The organism is Rhodococcus sp. 2H158, from assembly GCF_053764755.1.
On sequence record NZ_JBSNCE010000050.1, the window covers coordinates 1 to 25,882 of the forward strand.

23 protein-coding genes are annotated in these 25,882 nt (G+C 73.2%); 16 read left to right on the forward strand and 7 right to left on the reverse strand.

The window, feature by feature from the left end; genetic code table 11:
- Nucleotides 1-35 precede the first annotated feature (35 nt).
- Both ACWPOB_RS28000 and ACWPOB_RS28005 read right to left on the reverse strand, forming a co-directional pair.
- Nucleotides 36-521 carry an SRPBCC family protein gene (locus ACWPOB_RS28000; RefSeq protein ID WP_100057556.1) on the reverse strand — a complete coding sequence of 162 codons (486 nt, stop codon included), beginning with the start codon at nucleotides 519-521 and terminating at the stop codon, nucleotides 36-38.
- Nucleotides 518-892 carry an ArsR/SmtB family transcription factor gene (locus ACWPOB_RS28005; RefSeq protein WP_100057555.1) on the reverse strand — a complete coding sequence of 125 codons (375 nt, stop codon included), beginning with the start codon at nucleotides 890-892 and terminating at the stop codon, nucleotides 518-520. The genes ACWPOB_RS28000 and ACWPOB_RS28005 overlap by 4 nt, the downstream gene beginning before the upstream one ends.
- Nucleotides 893-1,103: 211 nt before the next feature.
- Here ACWPOB_RS28005 and ACWPOB_RS28010 point away from each other — a divergent pair, with 211 nt between their 5' ends.
- From ACWPOB_RS28010 to ACWPOB_RS28025, 4 genes are read left to right on the forward strand one after another with little or no spacing between them, the layout of a single operon-like run.
- On the forward strand, nucleotides 1,104-2,327 hold the full coding sequence (locus ACWPOB_RS28010; RefSeq protein WP_455402806.1) for a fatty acid desaturase: 1,224 nt from the start codon (nucleotides 1,104-1,106) through the stop codon (nucleotides 2,325-2,327).
- Nucleotides 2,327-2,488: a rubredoxin gene (locus tag ACWPOB_RS28015; RefSeq protein ID WP_100057553.1), complete on the forward strand. Its 162-nt coding sequence runs from the start codon at nucleotides 2,327-2,329 to the stop codon at nucleotides 2,486-2,488. Before ACWPOB_RS28010 ends, ACWPOB_RS28015 begins: the two co-directional genes overlap by 1 nt.
- A 1-nt stretch (nucleotide 2,489) precedes the next feature.
- The gene (locus tag ACWPOB_RS28020; protein WP_006940282.1) at nucleotides 2,490-2,675 is read left to right on the forward strand and encodes a rubredoxin; all 186 of its coding nucleotides are present in this window, start codon (nucleotides 2,490-2,492) and stop codon (nucleotides 2,673-2,675) included.
- Nucleotides 2,672-3,904 carry an NAD(P)/FAD-dependent oxidoreductase gene (locus ACWPOB_RS28025; RefSeq protein WP_455402807.1) on the forward strand — a complete coding sequence of 411 codons (1,233 nt, stop codon included), beginning with the start codon at nucleotides 2,672-2,674 and terminating at the stop codon, nucleotides 3,902-3,904. Before ACWPOB_RS28020 ends, ACWPOB_RS28025 begins: the two co-directional genes overlap by 4 nt.
- Nucleotides 3,905-4,036: 132 nt before the next feature.
- Here ACWPOB_RS28025 and ACWPOB_RS28030 read toward each other — a convergent pair whose 3' ends face one another.
- Nucleotides 4,037-4,645 (reverse strand): TetR/AcrR family transcriptional regulator, encoded by a 609-nt coding sequence (locus tag ACWPOB_RS28030; RefSeq protein ID WP_006940279.1) that lies wholly within the window; start codon nucleotides 4,643-4,645, stop codon nucleotides 4,037-4,039.
- A 67-nt stretch (nucleotides 4,646-4,712) separates the two neighbouring features.
- Entirely contained in the window at nucleotides 4,713-5,894 is a 1,182-nt protein-coding gene (locus ACWPOB_RS28035) for a glycoside hydrolase family 3 N-terminal domain-containing protein (protein WP_455402808.1), read from the reverse strand.
- Nucleotides 5,895-5,994: 100 nt separating this feature from the next.
- Between ACWPOB_RS28035 and ACWPOB_RS28040 the strand changes: the two genes are divergently transcribed.
- The 4 genes from ACWPOB_RS28040 to ACWPOB_RS28055 all read left to right on the forward strand — a co-directional run bounded on the left by ACWPOB_RS28040 (nucleotide 5,995) and on the right by ACWPOB_RS28055 (nucleotide 12,219).
- Nucleotides 5,995-6,462, forward strand: coding sequence for a universal stress protein (locus tag ACWPOB_RS28040; RefSeq protein WP_100058626.1), 468 nt, complete (start codon nucleotides 5,995-5,997; stop codon nucleotides 6,460-6,462).
- A gap of 45 nt (nucleotides 6,463-6,507) precedes the next feature.
- Nucleotides 6,508-7,590, forward strand: coding sequence for an isochorismate synthase (locus tag ACWPOB_RS28045; protein WP_455402809.1), 1,083 nt, complete (start codon nucleotides 6,508-6,510; stop codon nucleotides 7,588-7,590).
- A 149-nt stretch (nucleotides 7,591-7,739) separates the two neighbouring features.
- On the forward strand, nucleotides 7,740-7,913 hold the full coding sequence (locus tag ACWPOB_RS28050; protein WP_006940271.1) for a DUF2613 domain-containing protein: 174 nt from the start codon (nucleotides 7,740-7,742) through the stop codon (nucleotides 7,911-7,913).
- 109 nt (nucleotides 7,914-8,022) lie between these two features.
- Nucleotides 8,023-12,219, forward strand: coding sequence for an alpha-(1->3)-arabinofuranosyltransferase domain-containing protein (locus ACWPOB_RS28055; RefSeq protein ID WP_455402810.1), 4,197 nt, complete (start codon nucleotides 8,023-8,025; stop codon nucleotides 12,217-12,219).
- Here the strand turns inward: ACWPOB_RS28055 and ACWPOB_RS28060 are convergent.
- Nucleotides 12,155-13,324, reverse strand: a complete 1,170-nt coding sequence (locus ACWPOB_RS28060; RefSeq protein WP_455402811.1) for an acyltransferase family protein — start codon at nucleotides 13,322-13,324, stop codon at nucleotides 12,155-12,157. The genes ACWPOB_RS28055 and ACWPOB_RS28060 overlap by 65 nt on opposite strands.
- Before the next feature lie 191 nt (nucleotides 13,325-13,515).
- Here ACWPOB_RS28060 and ACWPOB_RS28065 point away from each other — a divergent pair, with 191 nt between their 5' ends.
- Complete coding sequence (locus ACWPOB_RS28065; protein WP_100058611.1) at nucleotides 13,516-14,736, forward strand: DUF3068 domain-containing protein; 1,221 nt, start codon at nucleotides 13,516-13,518, stop codon at nucleotides 14,734-14,736.
- Nucleotides 14,737-14,836: 100 nt separating this feature from the next.
- Here the strand turns inward: ACWPOB_RS28065 and ACWPOB_RS28070 are convergent, their stop codons facing one another.
- Nucleotides 14,837-16,072: a polysaccharide biosynthesis protein gene (locus ACWPOB_RS28070; RefSeq protein ID WP_455402812.1), complete on the reverse strand. Its 1,236-nt coding sequence runs from the start codon at nucleotides 16,070-16,072 to the stop codon at nucleotides 14,837-14,839.
- Nucleotides 16,073-16,159: 87 nt separating this feature from the next.
- Here ACWPOB_RS28070 and ACWPOB_RS28075 point away from each other — a divergent pair, with 87 nt between their 5' ends.
- On the forward strand, nucleotides 16,160-17,917 hold the full coding sequence (locus ACWPOB_RS28075) for a hypothetical protein (RefSeq protein ID WP_455402813.1): 1,758 nt from the start codon (nucleotides 16,160-16,162) through the stop codon (nucleotides 17,915-17,917).
- On the opposite strand, the gene ACWPOB_RS28080 is transcribed toward ACWPOB_RS28075, so the two are convergent.
- Nucleotides 17,822-19,057 (reverse strand): glycosyltransferase family 4 protein, encoded by a 1,236-nt coding sequence (locus ACWPOB_RS28080; RefSeq protein WP_455402814.1) that lies wholly within the window; start codon nucleotides 19,055-19,057, stop codon nucleotides 17,822-17,824. The genes ACWPOB_RS28075 and ACWPOB_RS28080 overlap by 96 nt on opposite strands.
- 155 nt (nucleotides 19,058-19,212) lie before the next feature.
- On the opposite strand from ACWPOB_RS28080, the gene ACWPOB_RS28085 reads away from it, so the two are divergent.
- The 6 genes from ACWPOB_RS28085 (at nucleotide 19,213) to ACWPOB_RS28110 (ending at nucleotide 25,712) form a co-directional block, all read left to right on the forward strand.
- Complete coding sequence (locus ACWPOB_RS28085) at nucleotides 19,213-19,968, forward strand: class I SAM-dependent methyltransferase (protein ID WP_455402819.1); 756 nt, start codon at nucleotides 19,213-19,215, stop codon at nucleotides 19,966-19,968.
- Nucleotides 19,968-20,852: an ROK family protein gene (locus tag ACWPOB_RS28090; RefSeq protein WP_455402815.1), complete on the forward strand. Its 885-nt coding sequence runs from the start codon at nucleotides 19,968-19,970 to the stop codon at nucleotides 20,850-20,852. Before ACWPOB_RS28085 ends, ACWPOB_RS28090 begins: the two co-directional genes overlap by 1 nt.
- A gap of 78 nt (nucleotides 20,853-20,930) precedes the next feature.
- Nucleotides 20,931-21,857, forward strand: a complete 927-nt coding sequence (locus ACWPOB_RS28095) for a dienelactone hydrolase family protein (protein ID WP_455402816.1) — start codon at nucleotides 20,931-20,933, stop codon at nucleotides 21,855-21,857.
- A 69-nt stretch (nucleotides 21,858-21,926) separates the two neighbouring features.
- The gene (locus tag ACWPOB_RS28100) at nucleotides 21,927-23,081 is read left to right on the forward strand and encodes a phosphotransferase family protein (protein WP_455402817.1); all 1,155 of its coding nucleotides are present in this window, start codon (nucleotides 21,927-21,929) and stop codon (nucleotides 23,079-23,081) included.
- Nucleotides 23,078-24,235, forward strand: coding sequence for a hypothetical protein (locus tag ACWPOB_RS28105; RefSeq protein WP_455402818.1), 1,158 nt, complete (start codon nucleotides 23,078-23,080; stop codon nucleotides 24,233-24,235). Before ACWPOB_RS28100 ends, ACWPOB_RS28105 begins: the two co-directional genes overlap by 4 nt.
- A 28-nt stretch (nucleotides 24,236-24,263) precedes the next feature.
- Nucleotides 24,264-25,712 carry an aldehyde dehydrogenase gene (locus ACWPOB_RS28110; RefSeq protein ID WP_100056978.1) on the forward strand — a complete coding sequence of 483 codons (1,449 nt, stop codon included), beginning with the start codon at nucleotides 24,264-24,266 and terminating at the stop codon, nucleotides 25,710-25,712.
- Nucleotides 25,713-25,882: the final 170 nt, after the last annotated feature.

Consider the following 25,882-nt stretch of genomic DNA (forward strand, 5'->3'; position numbering starts at 1 on the left):
GGGCGGGGACGGGGGCGGGGGCGAGCTCGGCGGGATCAGCCGGCGAGTAGAGCGTCCATCTGGCCGACGGCGAGCCGCAGGCCTTCTTCCATGCCCATGCCGGCCAGTTGCTCCATCTGCTCCCGGGACGCGAACGCGGAACGAATCCGCATCCGGGTGCCGCCGTCGTGCTCGACGAGCTGCATCCGCACCGTGGTGGTCGGCATCTCGAGGTTCGGCGTCCCGTCCTCGTCGGCGAACCCGTCGGTGAATTCCAGGGACTCGGGCGACTCGACCGCTGTGACGTTCCACCAGCCTCGGTACTTGTCCCCCTCGGGACCGGTCATGAAGTAGGTGACGGTGCCACCCGGGACCAGATCGTGCTGCTCGACGGTCGCCGGGTGGGTCGGCGGTCCCCACCACCGCTCCAGCTGCCGGGGGTCGGCCCACAACTGCCACACCCGTTCGAGCGGTGCGTGGAAGTCGGCGATCAAGGTCAGGGTCAGGGTGTCGAAGTCCTTCTCGACGCTGGTCACGCTCATCGTTGTCGTCCTTTCCTCGGGTCGTTCCGGGCCGGATCCGGTTCCTCGGTGAGCAGGGCGGACATCCGATCCACTCGTTCCCGCCAGGCGCCCTCGAGCTGGTCGAGCACCCGCCGAGCCGTTTCGATCGCGTCCGGGTCGGTGTGCACGAGTTGCTCCCGTCCGCGTCGTTCCTTCCTGACGAGTCCGGCCCGTTCGAGCACCGCCACGTGCTTCTGCACCGCGGCAAAGCTCATGGGATAGGCCTCGGCCAGCCGCGACACCGACGCCGCGGTCCGCGCGCAGCGATGCAGGATGTCCCGCCGGGTGGCGTCCGCCAGGGCGTGGAACAACTCGTCCACCGCGTCTTCACCAATCCGATCTACAACCATTTGGTTGTAGATTAGCGGTGCAACCCCCACCTGTAAAGGAGCCGGCGTCGACGGCGAGGCCGAGTGAGCGCTATCGACCCGACGAGAGTTTTACAAATTACGGCTCTTTGTCTACCGCCGAGACCACAACTCCTGTACTGTCCACATCACAGTGAGCTGGCTCATACCGGCTCCTCGAACTGGACGCTTCACGGGACAGGGAGGTCGAACGGTGACGACGTCGGACATCGGGCGGTACGCGCAGGCGCCGGTGGAACAGTGGCGCGATCGCAAGCGGTATCTGTGGCTCATGGGGCTGATCCCGCCCACGGCGATCTTCCTCGCGACCGCACTGGTCTGGGGATTCAACCAACTCGGCTGGAGCGCGATCTCGCCGATGTGGTGGTGGATCGGTCCCCTGCTGGTGTACGTGCTGCTGCCGATCCTCGACCGGTTCTTCGGCCCCGACGGGCAGAACCCGCCGGACGAGGTGATGGAGATGCTCGAGAACGACAAGTACTACCGGTACTGCACCTACGCCTACATCCCGTTCCAGCTGGCCAGTCTCGTCTTCGCCTGCTACCTGTGGTCGACCGGGAACCTGTCCTGGCTGGGGATCGACGGCGGCCTGGGGCTGATCTCGAAGATCGGCCTGGCGTTCAGCGTCGGCGTGATGGGTGGCGTCGGGATCAACACCGCCCACGAGCTCGGCCACAAGAAGGACGACCTCGAACGGTGGCTGTCGAAGATCACCCTGGCCCAGACCTTTTACGGCCACTTCTACATCGAGCACAACCGCGGCCACCACGTGCGGGTGTCGACCCCGGAGGACCCGGCTTCGGCCCGCTTCGGCGAATCGTTCTGGACGTTCCTGCCGCGCAGCGTGTGGGGCAGCCTGAAGTCCTCGTGGGAACTCGAGAAGACCCGCCTGCAGCGTCTCGGCAAGAGCCCGTGGACCCTGCGTAACGACGTCCTCAACGCGTGGGCGATGTCGGTGGTCCTGTTCGGTGTGCTCGTCGCGGTGTTCGGCCCGGTGATCATCCCGTTCCTGATCCTGCAGGCCGTCTACGGCTTCTCCCTGCTCGAGACGGTGAACTACCTCGAGCACTACGGGCTGCTGCGGCAGAAGACCGCCACCGGCCGGTACGAGCGCTGCACCCCCGCGCACAGCTGGAACTCCGACCACATCGTCACCAACATCTTCCTGTACCACCTGCAGCGGCACAGCGATCACCACGCGAACCCGACCCGCCGCTACCAGACCCTGCGAAGCATGGACGGCGCCCCCAACCTGCCCAGCGGCTACGCGAGCATGATCGGGCTCGCCTACATCCCGCCGCTGTGGCGCAAGGTGATGGACCACCGCGTCGTCGAGCACTACGACGGCGACATCACCCGCGCCAACATCCAGCCGAGCAAGCGCGGCAAGGTCCTCGCCGAGTACGGGGCGCAGTGATGGCCGCCTACGAGTGCCCGGTGTGCAACTACGCCTACGACGAGACCGCAGGCGCGCCCCGCGAGGGTTTCCCCGCCGGCACCCCCTGGGACGCGATTCCCGACGACTGGTGCTGCCCCGACTGCGGGGTCCGCGAGAAGATCGACTTCGAAGGACGCTGACATGACCACGAACTACAAGCTGTTCCGTTGCCTGCAGTGCGGATTCGAATACGACGAGGCCGAGGGCTGGCCGGAGGACGGCATCGCCCCCGGCACCCGGTGGGACGAGATCCCCGACGACTGGTCCTGCCCGGACTGCGGCGCCGCCAAGTCCGACTTCGAGATGGTCGAGGTCAGCCGGACATGACCGAGACGATCGTCGTCGTCGGCACCGGGGTGGCCGGCGCGACCGCCGCACAGACCCTGCGCAAGGAGGGCTTCGCCGGACGCATCGTGCTGATCGGCGAGGAGGCCGCGCTGCCCTACCGGCGGCCGGTGCTGTCGAAGGACCTGCTCGCCGGCAGCATCGCCGCGGAGCGGGCACAGCTCGAACCGGCCGGCTACTGGTCCGACCACGACATCGAACTGCGCACCGAAACCCGCGTCGTCGAACTCGACCCACTACGCCGCCGGCTCCGGTTGTGGGACAACGAGATTCTCGACTACGACGCGGTGATCCTGGCGACGGGCGCCCGCGCCCGCCACCTGGACCACGACGGCGGGGACAGGGTGCTGAGCCTGCGCACGGCCGAGAACGTCGCCCCGCTGCGGGCCGCGATCGAGGCGCACCGCTCACTCCTCGTCGTCGGCGCCGGCCTGATCGGCTGCGAAGTCGCCTCCACTGCAAGGGAACTGGGAGCCGAGGTCACCGTGCTCGAGAGCGCGCCGTTGCCGCTCGCCCGCATCGTGCCGCCCGCCGTCGCGGAGATGTACGTCGGCCTGCACGCCGAACGCGACGTGCCCGTCCACACCGGCGTCGCGCTGCGCTCCCTCACCGGCGACGACGACGGGGTGCATGCCACCGCCGAGGACGGGCGCGCCTGGACGGCCGGCGCCGCCCTCGTCGCGGTGGGCTCGGTGCCGGACACCGCGCTCGCCCGCGCGGCCGGGCTGACCGTCGGCGACGGCATCGTCGTCGACGAGGCCTACCGCACCTCCGCCGCCGGGGTGTACGCCGCGGGCGACGTGATCGAGCAGCCCAACCCGGTGCTCGGCGGCCGGCACCGCACGGAGAACTGGAACAGCGCCCGGGCCCAGGGCATCGCCGCCGCGAAGTCCGTCCTCGGTCGGCCGCTCGGCGCCGCGGAGGTGCCGTGGGGCTGGTCCAACCAGTACGGGCACAACCTGCAGTTCGCCGGCTGGTCCCGCCACGACGACGACTACGTGGTGCGCGGGTCGATCGAGGGCCGGGACTTCACGGCCCTCGCGCTGCGCGGCGACCGGCTGGTCGGGGCGATCGCCCTTGGCCGCCCGAAGGACATCCGCATCGTGCGGCAGCTCGTTGCCGCCGGCGCGGCGGTCGATCGTGCCGCGCTCGCGGACGAGTCCGTCGCGCTGGGCGACGTCGCGGGTCGTCGCGCGGCGGCATCGCTGTAGCGGGCAGCCGCACCGGCTCGCCCGGACACCGTCCGGGCGCTCGCCCCTTCCTGCCGACCCCCATCCGGCGGAAGGACCCCCGGCCCCCGTCGGGGTCGTCTCCGGGACGGCCCCGGCGGAGCCGCGGGCTGCTCAGCCTTGGTGGTCGGTGCGCTTCTTGCCGGCCAGACCGCGCCAGGCCAGGTTCTCGAGCAGATCGGCGGCCTTCTCCACGTCGATCTCGCCGCCGGCGATGCGGTCGGCGACGGCCTCACCGGCGCCGACGAGCGCAACCGCCATGATGGCGAAGTCGGTTCCCGGCTCCGGGTCGCGTGTGCTCGACTCGAGCAGGTGCGCGGTGAGCTCGATGAGCCGGTCCCGGCTGCTGCGCACCTGTCCGGCGAACGCCTGCTGGGACATCGCCTGGCGGTAGAGCACCATCCACGAGTTGCGGTGGGCGTCGACGAACCCGAGGAACGACTCGAGCGCCACCCGCAGCTGATCGCGCGGCGTGAGCCCGGGATCACCGGCGGGCGTCAGGGCCTCGACGAACCGCTGCCCTTCCCGGCTGATGCACGCGGCGAACAGTTCGTCCTTCGAGCCGTAGTACAGGTAGAGCATCGGCTTGGAGATCTGGGCCCGGGCCGCGATGGCGTCCATCGAGGTATTGTGAAACCCGTTCTCGGAGAAGACCTCCACGGCGGCGTCCAGCATCTGCTGTTCCCGCACCGCGCGAGGCAGTCGCTTCGTACCGCCGGCCATGTCTCCTCCAAGTCCCGATGCTCCCAGCTCCTTACTCTAGAGTAAGGAGCTGGTTTCCGACGCCGATTCAGCAGTCCAGCGCGCCCTTGGCGCGCGCCACGGTGCGCACCGCGTCGTCCACCCGCGCGGCCGGCAGCGCTCCCGTCGCCACCGCCTGTTCGAGATGGTCGAGCACCCGCGGGACGTCGTCGGTGGTCAGCCACAACGCCTGGTCCACCCCGGCGGCGAGCGCCGCCTGCACCGCTTCGGTGATGTCGTACGTGTCGGTGATGGCCCGCATGCCCGACAGGTCGTCGGTGAAGACCACCCCGTCGAACGGCGGGGCGCCGTAACCGGTTCCGGACCGCAGCAACTGCACCGCCTGCGGGCTGATGCTCGCCGGCAGTCCCTCGGTCAGCCCCGGCACGTCGAGGTGCCCGAGCATCACCGCGACCCCGGAATCCACGAGTTCCCGGTACGGCACCAGGTCCACCTGCTGCAGCTGGTCGAGCGGCGGCGCGGTGACCGCACCGGTGTGCGAGTCGCCCGACGCCGAACCGTGGCCCGGGAAGTGCTTGAGCACCGGCAGGATTCCCGCGTCGCGCAGGCCCCGCGCATAGGCGCCGGCATACTGCACCACCACCTGCGGATCGTCGGAGAAGGAGCGGTCGCCGATCACCGAGTCGTCCGGCTGACTGCTCACGTCCACGTCCGGCGCGAAGTCGACGGTGACGCCCAGCTCGCGGAGCTCGCGGCCCCGCTCGAGCGCCATCCGGTACGTCTCCTCGACGGTCATCGTCTGCGCCGTCACCCGCGCCGACGGATCGGGGCCGAGCAGCGCCCCCACGCGCGAGACCCGGCCGCCCTCCTCGTCGATGGTGACCATCAGCGGCAGCCGGCTCGCCGCCACCACCTGCGGGATCTCCCGGTTTGCCAGCATCGACACGTCGGTCCAGCTGCCGACGAAGATCCCGCCGATCTGTTCGGACCGCACCGCCTCGAGGGCGTCGGCGGTGCCGGTGACACCGACGTTGAGCAGCTGGGCGAGCCGCTGCCGCACCGTCAGCGACGCGAGCAGCTCGTCGCCGCAGGACGATGCGGGAGACGCCGTCGCCATCGGGGCGGGCGACGGCGACTGTGCGACGGTCGACGTGGCCTGCGACGTCGCGGCGGCCGTGGGCTCCGAAGTCCGGGGCGCGTCCTGTCCCCCGCACCCGGCGACGGCGAGGACAGCCGCGACCGCGACGGTGAGGGTGTGACGGATCCGCATGGCCACCGACGGTAGCCGACCACCGCCGTGCCTGCCCCGACGACCCGCGGCGACGGGTAAAGTGCCCCCCAAGGACCGCCACGACAGCAGGGGACTCGTGATGCCCGCAGATCTCATCCTCATCGCCTACGACGGCTCCGAGAACGCCAAGCGGGCCGTGCGGTACGCGGGGCGCTTCCTCGCCTCGTGCCGCGCCGTCGTCGTCACGGCCTGGGAACCGATGGTCCGTCAGGCCGCCCGCATGTCCGGGCTGTCGGGGGTGATGCAGCCGGAGTGGGTACCCGACGAGGAAACCGAGGACGTGGCCCTCACCGACGCGAAGGTGATCAACGCCGAGGGACTCGAACTGGCCCGCTCCGCCGGCCTCGACGCGGAGGGCCGCACCCTCGAGGTGGTCAGTGCCGTGTGGACCGCGATCGTCGAGGCCGCCGACGAGCTGAACGTCGACATCATCGTCACCGGCACCCGCGGCACCACGGGCCTGCGCTCGCTGCTGCAGTCGTCGGTGGCCGACCACGTGCTGCGCCACAGCCATCGGCCCGTGCTGATCGTCCCCCCGGGACGCTAGCCGCGGCGCGTACCGGGCGCGGGCGGGGGATATCGTCGACCCACCATGGACGGTTTCCTGCTCTCCCGCGCCGATCGCACCGTGCACACCACCGGGACGCGCCGCCGATTCACCGACGTCGCCGAGGCGTCCCTCGCGTTGCGCCGCGGCGAGGCCGACCTGATCGTGGGCGCGCTGCCCTTCGATCCCGAGCGCCCCGCCGCGTTGACCCAGCCGGAGACCGCCGACGTGACCGACGCGGCGTGGCAGCCACCGGACGCCCTGCCCGCCCTGCCGGCGGTGCGGATCGCCGCGCAAACCCCGGCGCCGCAGCAGCACGTCGCGCGGGTCGCGGCGCTGCGCGACCGGCTCGGCCGCGGCGAACTCGACAAGGTCGTCGCCGCGCGCTCGGTCACGCTCGTCTCCGAGACGCCCGTCGACCCGCTCGCCCTCGCGGCCCGGATGGCCGAGCGTCACCCCACCGCCCACGTCTACGCGGCGGATCTGAGCGCCGCCGGCGAGCGGTACCGCGGCCACACCCTGGTCGGCGCGACGCCCGAACTGCTGGTCAGCCGACGCGGCGACGCCGTCACGTGCCGTCCGCTCGCGGGCACCGCCGCCCGCTGCGCCGACCCCGGCGCCGACCGTGAGGCGGGCCGGCAGCTGCTCGCCTCGGCGAAGAACCTCGCCGAGCACGCGTTCGTCATCGAGTGGATCCGCTCCCGCTTGACCCCGCTGTGCAGCGAGCTGGAGATCCCGGGCACGCCCGTGCTGACCGCCACGAGCGACGTATGGCACCTGGCCACCCCGATCACCGCCACCCTGCGCGACTCCCGGACGGACGCCCTGACGCTGGCCGCGGCACTGCACCCGACGCCGGCCGTGGCCGGCACGCCCACCGAGGCCGCGCTCGCGGCGATCCGCAGCACGGAGGGCGACCGTCGCTTCTACGGCGGCGCCGTGGGGTGGTGCGACGGGGACGGCGACGGGGACTGGCTGGTGGCGATCCGCTGCGCCGAGCTCAGCGCCGACGGCAGGCGGGCCCTCGCGTGGGGCGGCGGGGGCATCGTCGCGGCGTCCGATCCGCAGGCCGAACTCGACGAGACCACCGCGAAGCTGCGCACGCTGCTCGGTGTGCTCGGCCTCTAGGCCGCCGCGAGTGGAGCAGGCCACAGTCGCACCCGTGCGGGTGATACCTTGACGCGGAGCGCAACGACGCCGGGCGGGTTCCGGCACCGTCGCGCACGACGAATGTCGGCTGCACACGGAAGCCGACGACGGACGATGGGGAGATGGGTATGGCGAAGTTCCTGGGCCCGGGCCTGGTCAGCGCGGCGATCGGCGCCGTCCTCGGCGCCGTGGCGGTGTTCGGGGTCACGGCGGCGGTTCAGGAGAACACCCGCCCGGAGGTCGACCGCAGCGGCAACGCCGATTCCTCCCTGCTGAACCAGGTTGAGTACGGCAGCCGCTGACGGCGCCATCCACGCGACGAGTTCACGCACTTCCCACGGCGCGGTGCCCCACCCCGGTGGGGCACCGTCAGCCGACCCCCTCTCCAGGCGGTGGTTGTACGGGGCCGCCGTGGTGTCGCTGCTGTTGGCGTTCGCGCAGGCCCCCGGCCTGATCGTCGCCGACACCAAGTACGACCTGACCCAGAACCCCCTCGGGTTCCTCACCCGCGCCGCCCACCAGTGGAGCAGCCTCGCCCCGCTCGGCCAGGTACAGAACCAGGCGTACGGGTACTTCTTCCCGCACGGCTCCTTCTTCGCCGTCGGCCAGCTCCTGCACGTCCCCCCGTGGATCACCCAACGGGTGTGGTGGGCGCTGCTGCTGCTCGCCGGGTTCTGGGGCGTGGTGCGGCTCGCCGAGGCGCTCGGCGTCGGCAACCGTGGTTCCCGGCTGATCGCCGCGGCGGCATTCGCACTCTCCCCCCGCGTGCTGACCACCCTCGGATCCATCTCGTCGGAGACGCTGCCGATGATGCTGGCGCCGTGGGTGCTGCTGCCGCTCGTGCGCTACCTCGACGGCGACCGAGCGCTCCCGCACCGGCGGCGAGCACCGCAGCTCGCCGCGCAGTCCGCCGTCGCGGTGGCCCTCATGGGCGCGATCAACGCCGTCGCTACCGTCGCCGCGTGCCTCGTCGCCGGGCTGTGGTGGATCGCGCACCGCCCGAATCGGCGGTGGTGGCGGTTCACGCTGTGGTGGATCCCGAGCTGCGTCGTCGCGGTGCTGTGGTGGGTCGTGCCGCTGCTGCTGCTCGGCCGGGTCAGTCCCCCGTTCCTGGACTACATCGAATCGTCCGGGGTGACCACCCAGTGGACGTCGCTGGCGGAGGTGCTGCGCGGCACCGACAGCTGGACCCCGTTCGTCTCCCCCGAGCGCATCGCCGGCGCGGTGCTCGTCACCCAGCCCGCGGCGGTCCTCGTCACCGGCCTGCTCGCCGCCGCGGGCCTCGCGGGGCTGGCGATGCGGTCGATGCCCGCCCGGGGGCGGTGGACGCTGATCCTGTTCGCCGGCATCGCCGGGCTGGCCGCCGGGTACGTCGGTGAACTCGGCTCGCCGATCGCCGAGCAGGTGCGATTCTTCCTGGATTCGGCCGGCGCCCCGCTGCGCAACGTGCACAAGCTCGAGCCGCTGGTGCGGTTGCCGCTCGTGCTCGGGCTCGCGCACCTGCTGCGCCGGGTGCCGCTGCCCGGCGCGGTGCCGTGGCGGCAGGCCCGGACCGCGTTCGCCCACCCCGAACGCCAGCCCATGGTCGCGTTCACCACCCTGATCCTCGTGGCGCTGACCCTCGCGACGTCGCTCGCGTGGACCGGCCGGCTCGCCCCGCGCGGTGCCTACGACGCGGTGCCCGGATACTGGCACGAGACCGCCGCGTGGCTCGACGAGCACACCTCGGCCCGCGGGGAACGCGCGCTGATCGTGCCGGGCGCCCCGTTCGGCAGCCAGATCTGGGGCCTGACCCGCGACGAGCCGATCCAGCCGCTCGCGTCGACGCCGTGGGCCTCCCGCGACGCCGTGCCGCTCGTGCCGCCCGGCGCGATCCGGGCCCTGGACGCGGTGCAGCGGCACATCGCCGACGGCCGGCCCACCCCCGGCCTGGCGGCGACGCTGCGCGGCCAGGGCATCGGCTACGTGGTGATCCGCAACGACCTCGACCCGGAGACGTCGCCGTCGGCGCGGCCGGTGCTCGTGCACCGCGCGATCGAGGGCTCCCCCGGGTTTGTGCGGGTCGCCGAGTTCGGCAACGAGATCACCCGGAACTTCGAGGAGGGCTTCACCGCCGACTCCGACCTGCGACCGGCCTACCGGGCGATCGAGATCTACCGCGTGGACGTGCCCGGCGCGCCCGTCGGCCCGTACGCGGTGGACGCGGCCACCGTTCCCCGCGTACAGGGCGGTCCCGAGGCTCTGCTGCGGCTCGACGACGCCGAGCCGGGGAACACCGGCCCCGCGCTGCTCGCGGCCGACGCGAGCCGGGCCGGCCTGCCCGTCGACGACGTCGTCGTCACCGACACCCCCACCGACCGGGAGACCGACTACGGCCAGGTCGACCACCACAGCTCGGCGATCCGCGCGGCCGGCGACCCGCGGCGCACCTACAACCTCGTGCCGGACTACCCGGTGCCGGACACCGACCTCGTGCGCGCCGAGTGGGAGGGCGCGCGGATCAGCGTGTCCAGCTCCGCGTCGGACGCCACCCAGCTCGGCGGCACCTCCGTCGGCAGCGGGCCGGCGGCCACCGTCGACGGCGACCCGACCACCGGCTGGCACAGCAACGGCCTCGAGTCCGCGGTCGGGCAATGGCTGCAGCTCGACCTCGACCGGCCCATCGAGGCCGGGCTGCTCCGGCTGAGCACCAGCCCCGGCGCGATCGGCACGCCGGTGAAATGGCTCGAGGTGACCACCGACCGCGGCAGCACCGCCGTGCGCGTCGAGAAGCCCGGCCGGGAGCAGACGGTGGCGCTGCCGCTCGGACGGACGACCTGGATCCGGATCACCTCCACCCGCACCGAGGACGGATCCGTGGGCAACCAGTTCGGGCTGACCGAGGTGGCGGTGGACGACTTCACCGACCGGGACACCCCCCGGCCCGTCGACATCCGGCAGCGCATCGTGCTGCCGGACGTCGCCGCCGGGGCCGCCGTGCGGGGCTGGAACCTCGGTCAGGAACTGCCCGGCCGCGGCAGCTGCGTCGACACGCCCGACCGGGTGCGGTGCGCGCGGGGCCTGGCCGTCGCACCCGAGGAGCCGAATGTCTTCACCCGCACCCTGTCGGTGCCCGACGCGACGTCGGTGGCGCCGCAGCCGTGGGTGCGGGGACGGCCCGGCCCGGCGCTCGCCGAGGTCGCCGCGCTGCCGGACCGGGTGGTCGCCCGCGGCGCCGCCGACGTCGTGGACCTGCAGGGCTCCGCGTTCGCCGCCACCGACGGTGATCCGCGGACGACGTGGACGGCGTCGGAGGAGGCGGTGCGGCCCGGGGCACCGCGACCGACCCTCACGCTCGACCTGCCGTCCCCGCAGCTGGTCACCGGCCTCGAGGTGGCGCCGAGCCCGGGACCGCTGCCGGCGCGGCCGACCCGCATCGCCGTCGACCTCGGCAACGGCCCGCAGGTGCGCGACGTCGAATCGTCAACGGCGACAATCGATCTCGAACCGTACGTCACGGACCGGGTGGTGCTCGGCCTGGTCGGCTGGGACGACGTGCTGGACCAGACCGTGCTCGGCTTCGCCAAGGTCGGCCCGCCGGGACTGGCGGAGGTGACCGTGCTCGGCCCGGACGGGCCGATCGGCCCGCAGGACCCGGTGTACGAGCGGCAGGTCACCGTCGGGTGCGACGCCGGGCCCGTGCTGACCGTCGACGGCCGCACCTACCGGACGTCGGTCACCGCGACCGTCGCGGACCTCGCCGCGGGGGTCGAGGTGCCCGCCACCCTGTGCGACGAGACCGTCGCGCCGCTGCCCGCCGGGCACGTCGACGTCGAGATGGACCCCGGCCAGGCGTTCACCGTCGGGACGCTGCGGCTGCCGGTGCCCGGCGCCGTGAGCCCGCCGTCGCCCGAACCCACCGAGCTCGCCGTCGGCACCTGGACGGAGAACCTGCGCGAGCTCGAGGTGCCTGCGGCCGAGCGGGAGCGGATCGTCGTCGTGCCGGAGAGCACCAACGTCGGCTGGGTCGCCACGGCCGCGGACGGCACCGAACTGACGCCCGTGGTGGTCGACGGCTGGCAGCAGGGCTGGGTCGTGCCCGCCGGGGTGGGTGGCACCGTGACGCTCGAGTTCGCCACCGACCGCTGGTACCGCCTCGGCATCTTCGGCGGTCTGCTCCTGCTGCTGCCGCTGTTCGCGCTCGCGGCGTGGCCGCGCCGGCGCCCCGTCGCCGACCCGGGGCCGCCGCCACGGGTCTGGGGCAGTACCACCGTCGGCTTCGCCGGCGTGCTGGCCGTCGCGACGCTCGCGGCCGGTGCGGTGGGCGCGGCGACGACGATCGTCGCGGCGGTGGCGATCGTGGCGGTGGGCGCGCGCTGGGGCCGCGACGTGGCCGCCCGCACGCTCGTCGTCGTGACCGGGGCCGCCACCATGACGGCGATGGCATTGCTGTCCACCGGGCCGTGGCGAGCGCCGGGCGGCTACGTCGGGCACTCGTTCGCGATCCAGTTCGCCGCGCTGTGCGGGCTCGTCGCGCTGGGGCTCGCGGCGCTGCCGGTCTCGCTCAGGGCGCGGCGGAGTCTGCGACGCGTTCTGCGGTGGAGGCGACCCGGCGCTGGCGGCGCCTGACCTCCCGGCGCACCGGCTCCTCGACGAGCGCGTAGCTGACCGACGCGACGGCGATGCTCAGCACCAGCGTGACCGCGAGCACGAACCAGAAGTCGCCCTGGAACGGGATGAGCCCGAAAACCGGGAAGACGATGGACAGCACCGCCAGGTGCCAGATGAAGATGCCGTACGACCATCGGCCCACAGTCAGCGCCGGCCCGCTCGCCAGGATGCGGTGCTCGGCGCGTGGCGCGAGAACGAGCGGCGCCAGCAACGCGAAACTCATCATCGCGCCGAGGAGGATCTTGCCGTTGTACTGCCACGGATCGAGCGTCACGAGCCCCTCCGGCCCACCGAGGGACGTGGTGGACAACGCGAATGCGGCCACGGCGATCACCGCCATGAGCACCCGGTGGGAGGCGAGCCGGTGCACCCAGGTCCGTTCGCCCGACACGAGTTCGGCGAGCAGCATGCCGGCGCCGAACCACGGCAGATAACCCGGCAGCCAGTTGTCGTGGTTGATGTGGCCCGGGGTGGGGACCGGCAGCCACGCCCACACCAGCGACAGCGCGCTCACGGCGAGCAGCAGCGGGACGCGGAACCGGGCCCGGTCGCCACGCAGCCCGGCGAGCGCCGCGGCGAACAGCGGCAGCAACAGATAGAAGGCCACCTCCACGGACAGGCTCCACATCTGGGTCAGTCCCTCGGTGAGGCTCAGCGGCACGAACACCTGCACCAGGGTCAGGTTCGCCAGCCACAGCCGCCAGCCGCTGCCCGCCTCGGGCAGCAGGAGCAGCACGACGCACACCACCACCCAGTAGGCGGGCAGGATGCGGGTGGCCCGGGACAGCAGGTAACGCCCCGCGGGCGGCGCGGCCCCGAGACCACGCGCGGCCGCCGCGTGCGGCCGCCACAACAGGAAGCCCGACAGCGCGAAGAACAGCGCGACGGCCAGGTCGAACCGGCCCCAGATGCGGCCGAGCACCGGATCGTGCACCGCCCCGGTCTGGAACGCCACGTGCGTGATCAGGACACCGACGGCGGCGAATCCGCGCATGCCCTCGAGCGCCGGCAGGAATCCGGAGATCGCGGGAGCCGGGGCGACGGGCGGGGCGGTGCTGGTCATCGAGGACAGTCTGCCCGGTGGGGTCGTGGCGGGGAAGCCGGGATCTCGAGTCCGCGCGGTGGCGCGCGCCGGGCGGCTGCCCTGTTAGTGTCTGGGCTCACGTGGTATTCGCGAGCCGGATGCCAGGCGATCCGTGCAGACCGGCTGCCGGTGGGGGTACTCGATGGAACCGTTGAGTGAGGAGACACAGCATGGCTGAGCGTTCGGGCTCGGGCCGGAAACTGGCATTGGCGTTGGTGGGCCTGGGCGCCTTCCTTATTGTGGCGGCGATACTGATCCCGACCTATACCGTCGGCAAGCTCGCCAAGACGCCGCTGGATCTCGAGGTGACCACGGTCGCCGAGGGCACCGGCGACATCCTCAACGCGCGGGCACTGCTGTCGGGGCGGGCGCAGGTCGACACCGACGTGCCGATCGTGGCGCAGCGGTTCGTCACCGTGGAGGAGCCGTCGGACGCCGACATCATGACCCTGCAGGCCGGCCAGACGGTCCGTCGCCTGGACATGCAGGGTGACACGGGCCTGGTGTCCGCCACCGTCGACCGGGTCACCGTGGACCGGGTCAGCGGCATGCCCGTCACCCAGGAGGAGAACCCGGACGCGGTCAGCACCATCCAGACCTCGGCGACGGCGCCGCCGGCGGAGATCCCGAACCGCGACGGCCTGCAGTACCGCTTCCCGTTCGGCACCGAGCAGAAGTCGTACCCGTACTTCGATCTGAACGCGCGCGAGACGTTCCCGATCGACTACATCGAAGAGACCGAGATCAACGGCGTCAAGGTCTACCACTTCCGGCACGAGGTCGGGCCGATCGACCTTTCCACGGTCGATCCGTCGGTGCCGACCTACAAGCTGAGCCTGCCCGCGTCGACGTGGGGCGTCGAGGGCGGCGAGACGCCGGTGACCATGACCCGGTGGTACACCAACGTCCGTGACCTGTGGGTCGAGCCGGAGACCGGCGTCGTCATCAAGGGCCAGGAGCAGCAGTACCAGTACTACGCCCGCGAGGCGAGCCGTCCCGAGGTGACGGTGCTGCAGGTGAGCCTGCCGTTCAACGAGGACACCATCGAGTTCCAGGTGGAGCAGGCCAAGAACGGCATCGACACCCTCAACCTCTTCGGTCGCACCGTGCCGATCATCCTCGGCATCCTCGGTCTGATCTCCCTGATCGCCGGCATCGTGCTCGGCCTGCGCGGCGGCAGCGGCCGCACCGGCCGTCCCGTCGCCGCGACGGGTGGCCCGACCGACCCGGCCGGCCCGGCCCATGCCGCGCCGGCGCAGCGCGACTGGACCAGCGACCGCACCGAGGAGATCCCCCGCACGGACGCTCCCCCGCAGCAGCGGGACTGGACTACCGACCAGACGCAGGAGATCCCGCGCACCGACCTGCGCAAGGAACCGCCGCAGCAGTAGGCACGAGCGCCGATGCCCCTCCCCGATCCGTTCGGGGAGGGGCATCGGCGTTTTCGTGGGTGCGATCGTTCCGCCCGCGGCGACCGAATGTCACACGGGGTCAGTTGGATCGAACAGCTGTCACATTCGGCCCCGCGGGGTGGGCCGCGCGGACCGCCAGCACGGAGACCACCGTGGCGGTGACGGCCGCGACGGCCACGGCGACGAGCACGAACTGCCGGGTGGTGGACGCGACGGTGAGCATGAGGGTGGCCTCCACCGCGAGGCCGGCCCACGCGACGGCGGCGAGATGGGTGCGCTCGCCCGCGATCGCGGACAGCAGTGCCCCCTGCAGTACCGCCAGGCACGCGCCCTGCAGCGCGAACAGCCACAGCAGCGACTGCACCGGGGCGTACGCGTCGCCGACGAGCAGCGGCACCAGCGGCGCACACACCGCCGCGCCGGCGACGAGGACCGCGCCGATCCCGACGAGGACGGCCAGGGCGGACCGGACGGCGGCCGCGGACTGGACGGGGTTGGCCATCCGCGGGTACAGCACCACCCCGACGGCCTGCGGCAGCCAGAACGCGACCTTCGTCGCGACGGCGCCGAGCGCGTACAGCCCGGCATCCTCCGGGTCGAGCACGGCGCGGGCGAGCAGCAGGTCCAGTGACGTCAGGGCGATCAGCGCCAGCTGCACCTGGGAGGCGCGCAGCACCGCGGACACGCCGACCGCCGGGGCGGCACCGGACTCCCGTCCCGCCGGAGAGCGCGACACGAGTGCGGCGGCCCCGGCCGCGACGAACCCGGTGCCGACCGCCCCGGCGAACAGCGCCGCCCCCGGTCCGCCGCCGACGGCGAGCACCGCGACGGCGGGCACGACCTTCGCCACGCCGGCCGCGGCGAGGACGACGCTGAGCGCGCCGAACCGTCCCCGCCCCTGCAGCAGGCCCTGCTCGGCGGCGAGCAGCACCAGCAGGGGCGCGGTGACGAGCGAGCCGAGGGCACCGGCGACGCTGGTGTCGAGGGCCCACGCGACGAGCGGCACGACGGCCAGCGCGACGAACCCGGCGAGGCCGGCGCAGCGGTACCCGAGACGGCGCAGGGACGCGGTGCCGGCACCGAGCACGGTCTCCCGGGCGACGACCGTCTGCAGGGCGAGCGCCGGCACGGCCAGCACCAACTGGGCGGCCAGCAGGCCGGCGAACTCGCCGTACCCCGCCGGGCCGAGCCACTGGGCGGCCGGCAGGTGCAGCAGGTAGGAGGCCAGGTTGGCGGTCATGGCCCCGGCGGTCACCATCGTCATCCCGGCGACGGTGGTTCCGGTGGCCGAGCGCGGCGTCTCAGGTCGCGGCATCGGACCATGGTTGCACGCCGCCGGGCGCGGGCGGCGAGGCACCGGATCCGGACCGGGGTGCCGGGGCGGGGTGGGTATTGTGCGGCCATGCCCAGGCCGGTGTCGCTGCGTCCCGCTGTCCCGGCCCTCTACAGCCTCGCCCTGGTGGTCGTGGTGCTCGGGCCGCTGCTCACCTCCCCCGGTTACCTGCTGTTGCGCGACGCGGTGAGCACCCCGCGGTCCTTCCTGACGGATTCGGCGCTGGGTCTGACCGATGCGGCGGCGCGGGCGGTGCCGCAGGACGCGTTGCTGGCGACGGCGAGTGCGGTGGTGGACGGCGGTGTGGTGGTGACGGCGTTGCTCACCGGCGCCCTGTGGGCGGCCGGTTGGGGCGGCGCGCGCCTGGTGGCGGTGCTGTTGCCGGCGGCCGGGCTGCCGGCGCGGCTGGTGGCGGCGACGGTGTTCGTGTGGAACCCGTACGTGGCGGAGCGGCTGCTGCAGGGGCACTGGAGCCTGCTGGTGGGCTACGCGGCGCTGCCGTGGACGGTGGTGGCGTCGGTGGCGGTGCGACGGGGTGCCCGCTCCGGGTGGGCGTCGCTGGCGGTGTGCCTGGGCGCGGCGGGGCTGACGCCGACGGGCGCGCTGCTGGCGTCGGTGACGGCGCTGGCAGTGCTGGCCGCCCCGGGCGGGCGGTCCCCGCTGCTTCCCCGTCTCGCGGGCGCGGTGGCGCTGGCGGCTGCGGCGGCGGCGCCGTGGCTGGTGGCGACGGCCGTGTCCGGCGGCGCGGGCGACGGGTCGGATCCGGCGGGGGTGCGGGCATTCGCGGCGCGGGCCGAGCCCGCGCTGGGCACGCTCGGCAGCGTGGCGGGGCTCGGGGGCATCTGGAACGCCGACGCGGTGCCCGGTTCGCGGGCGACGGTGTGGGCACTGGTCGGCACGGCGGCGCTGCTGCTGGTGGTGGCGTGCGGGGTGCCGGCGCTGTGGCGGCGCCGGCGCAACCCGGTGCTGGGGGTGCTGACGGCGCTGGCGGCGGTCGCGGTGCTCGGTCCGGCCCTCGCGGCGACGGGGACGGGGTTGCGGGCCGGAGCGTGGGCGATGGTGCACGTGCCGGGCGCGGGTCTGCTGCGCGACACCCAGAAGTGGGTGGCGTGGGCGGTGCCGCTGTACGCGCTGGCTGCCGCGGCAGGTGTCGGCACGTTGCGCGGGCGGTTCGGCGGCCGGGCCGGCGCCTGGGCCACGGCGGCCGTGCTGGCCGTGCTGCTGGCCCTTCCGGATCTGGCGTGGGGCGTGGGCGGGCGGGTGCGGCCGGTGCAGTATCCGGACGCGTGGCAGCGGGTCGCGGCGGCGGTGCCGGCGGGCGCCGGCGACGTGGCGGTGTTGCCGGCCGGAATGTTCCGGCGATTCGAGTTCAGTGGCGCCGCACCGGTTCTCGATCCGGCACCCCGGATGCTGCGCGCGGACGTGCTGCAGTCCGGGGAGCTGATCGTCGCCGGCGGCACCGTCGCCGGCGAGGGCCGGGGCGCCGCGGAGGTGGAGCGCCTGCTGCTGGCCGGGGCGGCGCCGGCCGACCTCGCGGCCCACGGCGTGGGCTGGGTGCTCGTCGAGCACGGCACGCCCGGGGACCTCGGCGACTCGGCCCGCGCGCTCGAGCAGCTCGAGCCGGTGTTCACCGATGCCGCGCTGTCGCTGTACCGGGTGCCGGGGGTCGCCGGGACGCGGTCGGACGACCGGACGGCGGCGATCGCCGCGCACGCGCTGTGGGCGACGGTGTCAGCAGGCGGGCTCGTGAGCCTGCTGGTCCTGCGACGGCCCGCCCGGCGCCGCGAGCACCACGGCGGCCTGCGCCGGGCGCGGGAACAGTCCTGAGACGCGACGGCCCGCGGCCGTCGCGGCGAGCACCTCGTGCACCCCGTCGCCGGTCGCGGACCAGGAGAACTCGGCGGCCCGCACCCGGGCCTTGCCGCCGAGGGTGCGGCGACGATCCGCGTCGGCGAGCAGGTCGGCGAGGGCGTCGGTGAGCTCGTCCGCGGAGTCGACGAGCACGCCGGTGACGCCGTCGATGATCGAGTCGGTCAGTCCCCTCGAACTGCGGTAGCCGACGGTGGGCACGCCGTGCTGCGCGGCCTCGACGACGGCCAGCCCCCAGCCCTCCTTGCGCGACGGCATCACGTGCACCCAGGACCGGGAGAGCAGTTCGTGCTTGCGATCCTCGGCGACGTGGCCGTGGAAGGTGACGGCATCGGTGATGCCCAGGTCCGCGGCGGCCGCGCGCAGGTTCCTCTCCCACCAGCCGCCGCCGATGACGTCGAGGTGCAGGCCGGGGACGCGGTCGCGCAGCGCGGCGACGGCGGCGAGGGCGTCCTCGATCTGCTTGTGCGGCACGAGCCGCGACAGCACGCACACGGTGGGGTGCGCGGTGCGGGTGTGCTCGTCGCCGGGCTCGACTCCGGCGGGGACGGCGTCGGCGCCGTTGCGGACGACGGCGATGCGGTCCCGGTCGACGCCGAGGGCCATCAGTTCGTCGGCGGACGGCAACGACACGGTCAGGTACTGGTCGTCGCGGTGCAGACGCGGAGACAGGGCGGACTCGATCCACCAGCCGAGCCTGGCCATGACGCGGCCGGCGACGGGCCACTGCTCACGGTGGCAGTGGTGCACGAGCACGGTCACGGGCGCGCCGGCGACGAGGCGGGCGAAGAACGGGATGCCGTTCTGGGTGTCGATCACCGCGTCGGGCCGGAGGTGGCGCAGCGGACCGAAGCCGAGACGGCCGGCGGCGATCGCGGCGAGGGCGCGCGGGTAGACGGTGAGCCGGCCGCCGCCACGGCTGACGGTGATGCCGTCGATCTCGTCGCGGTCGGGGGCGCCGGGGTAGGCGGCGGTGCGGAGGGTGACGCGGATGCCGCGCGCGGCGAGCTGGGCACCGACCTGTTCGAGGTAGCGTTCGCTGCCCCCGCCCTGGGGATGCCCGGTGTCGCGCCAGCACAGCAACAGAACCTCGCGCACGTGGCGACCCCCTGTGGTTCGTCGTCGACGGTTGTATCCCGGAACACACTAACGGGTGCGGGGCCACCCGCGGTGGAGGGTTACCAGCGGGTAGTGCGGTGCGGTGGCCGCTATGGTTGCTCCTCGTGGTTGTTCCGACCCTGCCCGTCCCCCCGGTGGCTCGAACCTTCGCCCGGCGCGCGACCCTGCGCCGGTCCGTCGGGTTGCTCGGCGACTTCCGGCACGAGCAGTCCGCCCCCGAGTTGTTCTACGGGGCGCTCGCGCGCGACACCGTGGAACTGATCGGTGATCTGTACGCGGGCCTGACCGGCCGGGACCTGACCGGCACGACCGTCGTCGACGTAGGCGGCGGGCCGGGGTACTTCGCGGAGGTGTTCGGCGCGTCGGGCGCCCGCTACGTGCCGGTGGAGCCGGATCCGTCGGAGATGCACGCGGCCGGTCTCGCGGTGGGCGGGTCGATCCGTGGCTCGGGCCTCGCGCTGCCGCTGCGCACGGGATCGGTGGACGTGTGCTTCTCGTCGAACGTCGCCGAGCACGTGGCGCAGCCGTGGGTGATGGCCGACGAGATGCTGCGGGTGACGCGGCCGGGCGGGCTGACGGTGCTGTCGTACACCCTGTGGTGGGGCCCGTTCGGCGGGCACGAGACCGGCCCGTGGCACGCGCTCGGCGGCGAGTACGCGGCCCGGCGCTACGCCCGCCGGCACGGGCGGGAACCGAAGAACCGGTACGGGGTCTCGTTGTTCGAGGTGGGCTGCGGCGACGGGCTGCGGTGGGCGCGTTCGACGCCGCACGGCGAGCTGCTGGCCGCGTTCCCCCGGTACCACCCGCGCTGGGCGTGGTGGCTGGTGCGGGTCCCCGCGGTGCGGGAGTTCCTGGTCAGCAACCTGGTGCTCGTGCTGCGCAGGCGCTGATGGTCACGCTCGCCCTCGACGTCGGCGGCACCAAGATGGCGGCCGCCCGCGTCCGCGCCGACGGCACGCTCGCCGCACCGCGGACGGTGCCGACGCCCGCGGCCGGCGTGTGGGCGGCATGCGCGGAGCTGCTGCGGCGGGTCGCCGCGGGAGCCGAGGTGACCGCCGTGGGGATCGCGAGCGCCGGGCCGGTCGACACCGGCGCCGGCTCGGTGGCGCCGATCAACATCGGCGAGTGGGCACGCGGGTTCGGCCTGGTCGACGCCGTGCGCGGCCTGTTCCCGCGGTCGCGGGTGCGGCTCGCGGTCGACGGGGCCGCGGCCGCGCTGGCCGAGCACCGGCTCGGGGCGGGCCGGGGCGCGACGGACCTCGTCGGCGTTGTGGTCTCGACCGGCATCGGCGGCGGTCTGGTGCTGGGCGGCCGGATCGCCGGGGGCCGGACGGGCAATGCGGGCCACATCGGGCACATGGTGTCGAGCGTGGGCGCCGACCCGTGCGCGTGCGGGGGTGTCGGGTGCATCGAGACCGTGGCGAGCGGGCCGGCCGCGGTGCGGTGGGCGCGGCAGCACGGCTGGTCCGGTGCCGACGGGGCGGCGCTGGCCCGCGCCGCGGGCGCGGGAGACCCCGTCGCGGTCGCGGCGCTGGGGCGTGCGGGGGCGGCGCTCGGGGAGGTGTTCGCGTCGGCCGCGGCGCTGGTCGACGTGGACCTCGTGGTGGTCGGCGGTGGGTTCGCGCAGGCCGGGGAGCCGATGTGGCGGCCGATGCGCGAGGCCGCGGCCCGGCACGCGCGGCTGCCGTTCCTGACCGGGCTGGAGATCGTGCCGGCGCGGCTCGCCGCCGTGGGGACCCTGACCGGCGCCGGGATCCTGGCCGTCGGGGACTGAGCTTCGGCGCGAATCGCCCGCACCGCGGCCCCCGTCGCGTCACAATACGAAGATAGTGTCCTCGGGACGGGAGCGGCCATGACGCCTTTCCAGCGCTACATCGCCGAGGAGATCGCGGTGGACCACGCCGACGGTCTGCTCACCCGCCGCGAGGCGCTGCGACGGCTGGGGCTGCTGGGACTCACCCTCACCGCGGCCTCCTCGCTGCTCGCCGCCTGCGCGAACGAGAACGGCTCGCCCGCAACGCCTTCCGCAACTCAGGGAGCGACCTCGGGCACTCCGGCCCCGACGTCGCCGGTGGCGCCGCCGGGCAGCGCAGATGCCGTTGCGACGGAGGCGATCACGTTCCCCGGCCCGGACGGGCGGACGCTGCAGGGTGCGTGGGCGCCGGCGGCGGACCCGCGGGGCGCCGTGCTCGTGGTCCACGAGAACAAGGGGCTCAACGACCACATCCGGTCGGTGGCCGGGCGCCTGGCGGGGGCGGGCTACTCGGCACTCGCGATCGACCTGCTCTCCGAGGAGGGGGGCACGGGGTCGTTCACCGACCCGGCGCAGGCCACGGCCGCACTGAGCACCGTTCCGCCGCAACGCTTCTCCCAGGACATGCGCTCGGGCATCGACGAGCTGACGCGACGGGTGCCCGACCGGCGCATCGGGGCCGTGGGGTTCTGCTTCGGCGGCGGCATGACGTGGCTCCTGCTGACGACCGGCGACCCGCGCCTCGCGGCGGCCGTCCCGTTCTACGGGCCGCTGCCCGACGGCGCCGACTTCGCCGGGTCGCGGGCCGCCGTCCTCGCGGTCTACGCCGAGCTCGACCAGCGGGTGAACGCGTCGCGGGACGCGGCGACCGCCGCCCTCGAGCGCGCGGACCTGGTGCACGAGGTGGTCACCTACCCCGGCGCCGACCACGCGTTCTTCAACGACACCGGACCGCGGTACAACGCGGACGCCGCCGCGCAGGCATACGACCGCATGCTCGCCTGGTTCGGGACACACCTCGGCTGACCCCTTCCGAAAACTTGTAACGTGTTCTAGTGTTCGAGGTCACAGCCCCGGTGGCCGGAAGGAGAGCGCGTGAGCATCGACCCCGACGCGTCGGCGCACGGCGCCCAGGACGGCTCCGCCCACGATGCCGAGGTCGCGCGCCCCCGCGACTCCCGCCGGGACCCCGGACAGGTCCGCGAGAACCTGCAGCGCTGGCTCGCCACCAAGGTCACCGCCCCCGTCGTCGAGAACGTGCACCTCCCCGAGACCACCGGCATGTCCAGCGAGACGCTGCTGTTCGACGCCCGCTGGGACGGCACCGACCACCCGCTCGTCGCCCGCGTCGCCCCCGCCGACACCACCGTGCCCGTCTTCCCCGCCTACGACCTCGAGGGTCAGGCCCGGGTCATGCGCGCCGTCGGCGAGCACTCCACCGTCCCCGTCCCCACGGTGCACTGGTACGAGCCCGATCCCGCGCCGCTCGGGGCCCCGTTCTTCGTCATGACCCGGGTGGCGGGCCGGGTGCCACCGGATGTCATGCCGTACAACTTCGGCTCCTGGGTCACCGAGGCCGGCGACGCCGAGCGTGCCGCCATGCAGGACGCGTGCGTCGACGTGCTGGCCCGGATCCACGACGTCGCCCCGGGGGCCGCCGGGCTGGGACCGGCCGGCACCGTCACCGACGCCGTCCGGGCGCACCTGGACCGGCAGCGCTCCTACTACGAGTGGACGACCCGCACCGGCGGTCCCCGCTCCCCGCTCGTCGAACGTGCGCTCGCCTGGCTCGACGCCCATTGCCCCGACGACCGCTCGCCCGCGGTGCTGTGCTGGGGCGACGCGCGGATCGGCAACATCCTCTTCGACGGTTTCCGGCCCGTCGCGGTGCTCGACTGGGAGCTGGCCACCCTCGGCGCCTGCGAGATGGACCTGGCCTGGATGACGTTCCTGCACAGGTTCTTCGAGGACATCGCCGCCGCGGCGGGGCTGCCCGGCCTGCCGGGCTTCCTGCGCCTCGACGACGTCGCCCGCGCGTACGCGCAGCGCACCGGCCACGTCCCGCGCGACCTGCACTTCTACACCGTCCACGCGGCGCTGCAGCACGCGATCATCATGCTGCGCATCCACACTCGCGCGGTGCACTTCGGCCAGGCGCAGCCACCCGGCGATCCCGACGACGCGATCATGCACCGCGCCACCCTCGAAGCCATGCTCGACGGCACCGACCGGAAGGGGGCGGCGCCGTGAGTTCCCTCTCCCCCCTGGACGACTACCCCGTCCACCAGACCGCCGAACCGATCCGGCGCGTCGCCACGTCCGACCGCAACTTCTACGACCGGTACTACTTCAACTGCTACCCCGCCGACACCACCGACCTGTTCCTGATCGTCGGCATGGGCCAGTACCCGAATCTCGGTGTGGCCGACGGTTTCGCGGTGCTGCGCCGCGGCGACGACCACCTCGTCGTGCGGGCCTCGAGGGCCCTGGGGACCGATCGCACCGACACCACCGTCGGCCCGCTGCGGGTGGAGGTGCTCGAGGGGCTGCGGCGGCTGCGGGTGGTGCTCGAGCCCGGCCGCGCCGAAACCGCCGACCTGTCCTTCGATCTCACGTTCGACGGGGTCGTCCCCGCCACCGAGGAGACCCCCCAGCGGCTGCGCCGGCTCGAGCGCGTCGTCATGGACACGTCCCGGTTCGTGCAGACCGGCCGGTGGTCGGGCACCCTCACCGTCGACGGCCGGACCCGGCAGGTGGACCCGGGCACGTGGCTCGGCAACCGCGACCGCTCGTGGGGGGTGCGGCCCGTCGGGGAACCCGAACCGCCCGGGCGCACGGCCCACGAGGGCACGCCCGGGTTCTTCTGGATCTACTCGGTGATGCAGTTCGACGACGACACGATCGTCACGATCGTGCAGGAGGACGACCACGGCCGCCGGCTGGTCGAGGAGGCGGTCCGGATCCGGCCCGGCGCCGAGCCCGAATGGCTGGGCCGGCCGGAACATCGGCTGGTGTTCGCGCCGGGCACCCGCAACGTCACGGGGGCGACGCTGACGTTCCACCGGCCCGCCTGCGAGGCGGTGACCGTCGAATGCGAACTGCTGGTGCCGAACCTGCTCGGCATCGGCACCGGGTACGGACTCGAACAGGACTGGCGGCACGGCATGTGGCAGGGCGAGCTGGTCGTGCAGGCGCTGCGCCGCGACGTCCGGGAGATCGATCCGGCGCTGCTGATGTTCTGTCCCACCGACCATCTCGCGCGATTCCGGATCGCCGGGTCGGACACCGTCGGCACCGGACTGTTCGAGGTCGCCGTGATCGGACCGCACCGGCAGTACGGCTTCACCGGGTTCGCCGACACCTACCCCGCGCACGACAACGACCGAGCGACATCCGACCAGTAGGAAACCAGGACCGTTGAGGAAAGAGAACATGACCGACTACGACAAGCTGTTCATCGGCGGCCGCTGGGTCGCCCCGTCGACCGACGAGCGACTCGAGGTGTTCTCGCCGGCCACCGAGGAACGCGTCGGTTCGGTGCCGGTCGCCGGGCCGGCGGACATCGACGCCGCCGTCGCCGCGGCCCGTGCCGCCTTCGACGACGGACCGTGGCCCCGCACCTCACCGTCCGAGCGGGCCCAGGTACTCGCCAAGGCCGCCAAGCTGCTCGAGGAGCGCAGCGCCGACCTCGCCGCGTCGCTGTCCGCCGAGATGGGGCAGCCGCCCGCCTCCGTGCAGATGATGCAGGTGACGCCGTCCCTGGCGACCATCAACTATTATGCGGGACTTGCCGATTCGTTCCCGTGGACGGAGGAGCGCACCGGCGCCTTCGGACGCTCCCGGGTGACGCGCGAACCCGTCGGCGTGGTCGCCGCCGTCATCGCCTGGAACGTGCCGCTGTTCCTGATGATCAACAAGCTCGGCCCGGCCCTGCTCGCCGGCTGCACCGTGGTCCTCAAGCCCGCGCCCGAGTCGCCGCTGACCACCAACGCGGTCGCGGAGATCTTCGCCGAGGCCGGGCTGCCCGAGGGCGTGCTGTCGCTCGTCCCGGGCGGCGCCGAGACCGGCGAGTACCTCGTCTCGCACCCCGACATCGACAAGATCACCTTCACCGGCTCGACCGCCGTCGGCAAGCACATCGGCGAGATCGCGGCCCGGAACCTCAAGCGCTGCTCCCTCGAGCTCGGCGGCAAGTCCGCCGCCATCGTCCTCGAGGACGCCGACCTCGACTCCACCGTCGCGATGCTCGTGATGTCGGGCCTGATGAACACCGGGCAGGCCTGCGTCGGCCAGACCCGCATCCTGGCGCCGCGCTCGCGCTACGACGAGGTCGTCGAGAAGATGGTGGCGACCGCGGCGTTCTTCCCCGTCGGTATGCCCGACGACGCGGCGGCGCAACTCGGACCGCTGATCTCCGCGAAGCAGCGCAACCGCGTCGAGGGCTACATCGCCAAGGGCACGGAGGAGGGCGCGCGGCTGGTGCTCGGCGGCGGCCGGCCCGCCGGGCTCGACAAGGGCTGGTTCGTCGAGCCGACGATCTTCGCCGACGTCGACAACTCCATGACCATCGCGCGCGAGGAGATCTTCGGTCCCGTGCTGTGCGTGATCCCCTACGACAGCGTCGACGAGGCCGTCGAGATCGCCAACGACTCCGACTACGGCCTCGCCGGCTCGGTGTACACCACCGACGTCGAGAAGGGCCTCGAGGTGGCGTCGCGGGTGCGCACCGGCACCTACGGCATCAACTGGTACGCCTTCGACCCGGGCTCGCCGTTCGGCGGCTACAAGAATTCCGGCATCGGCCGGGAGAACGGCCCCGAGGGTCTCGAGGCGTTCTGCGAGACCAAGTCGGTGCTGTACCCGCCCGGCTACGGCGCCTGAGTTCGTAGGTGGCCGAATGTCACATCGCGTCGGTTGGATCGACGCGATGATGCTCCTATGTTCCGTCAAGGGGTTTTGGGGTTCCGGTGGTGGTGAGCAGGCGGAAGACTTCGCGGGCAACGGCACGTTTGAGGCAGCGGATGATCTCGCGGGTGCTTTTGCCTTCCGCG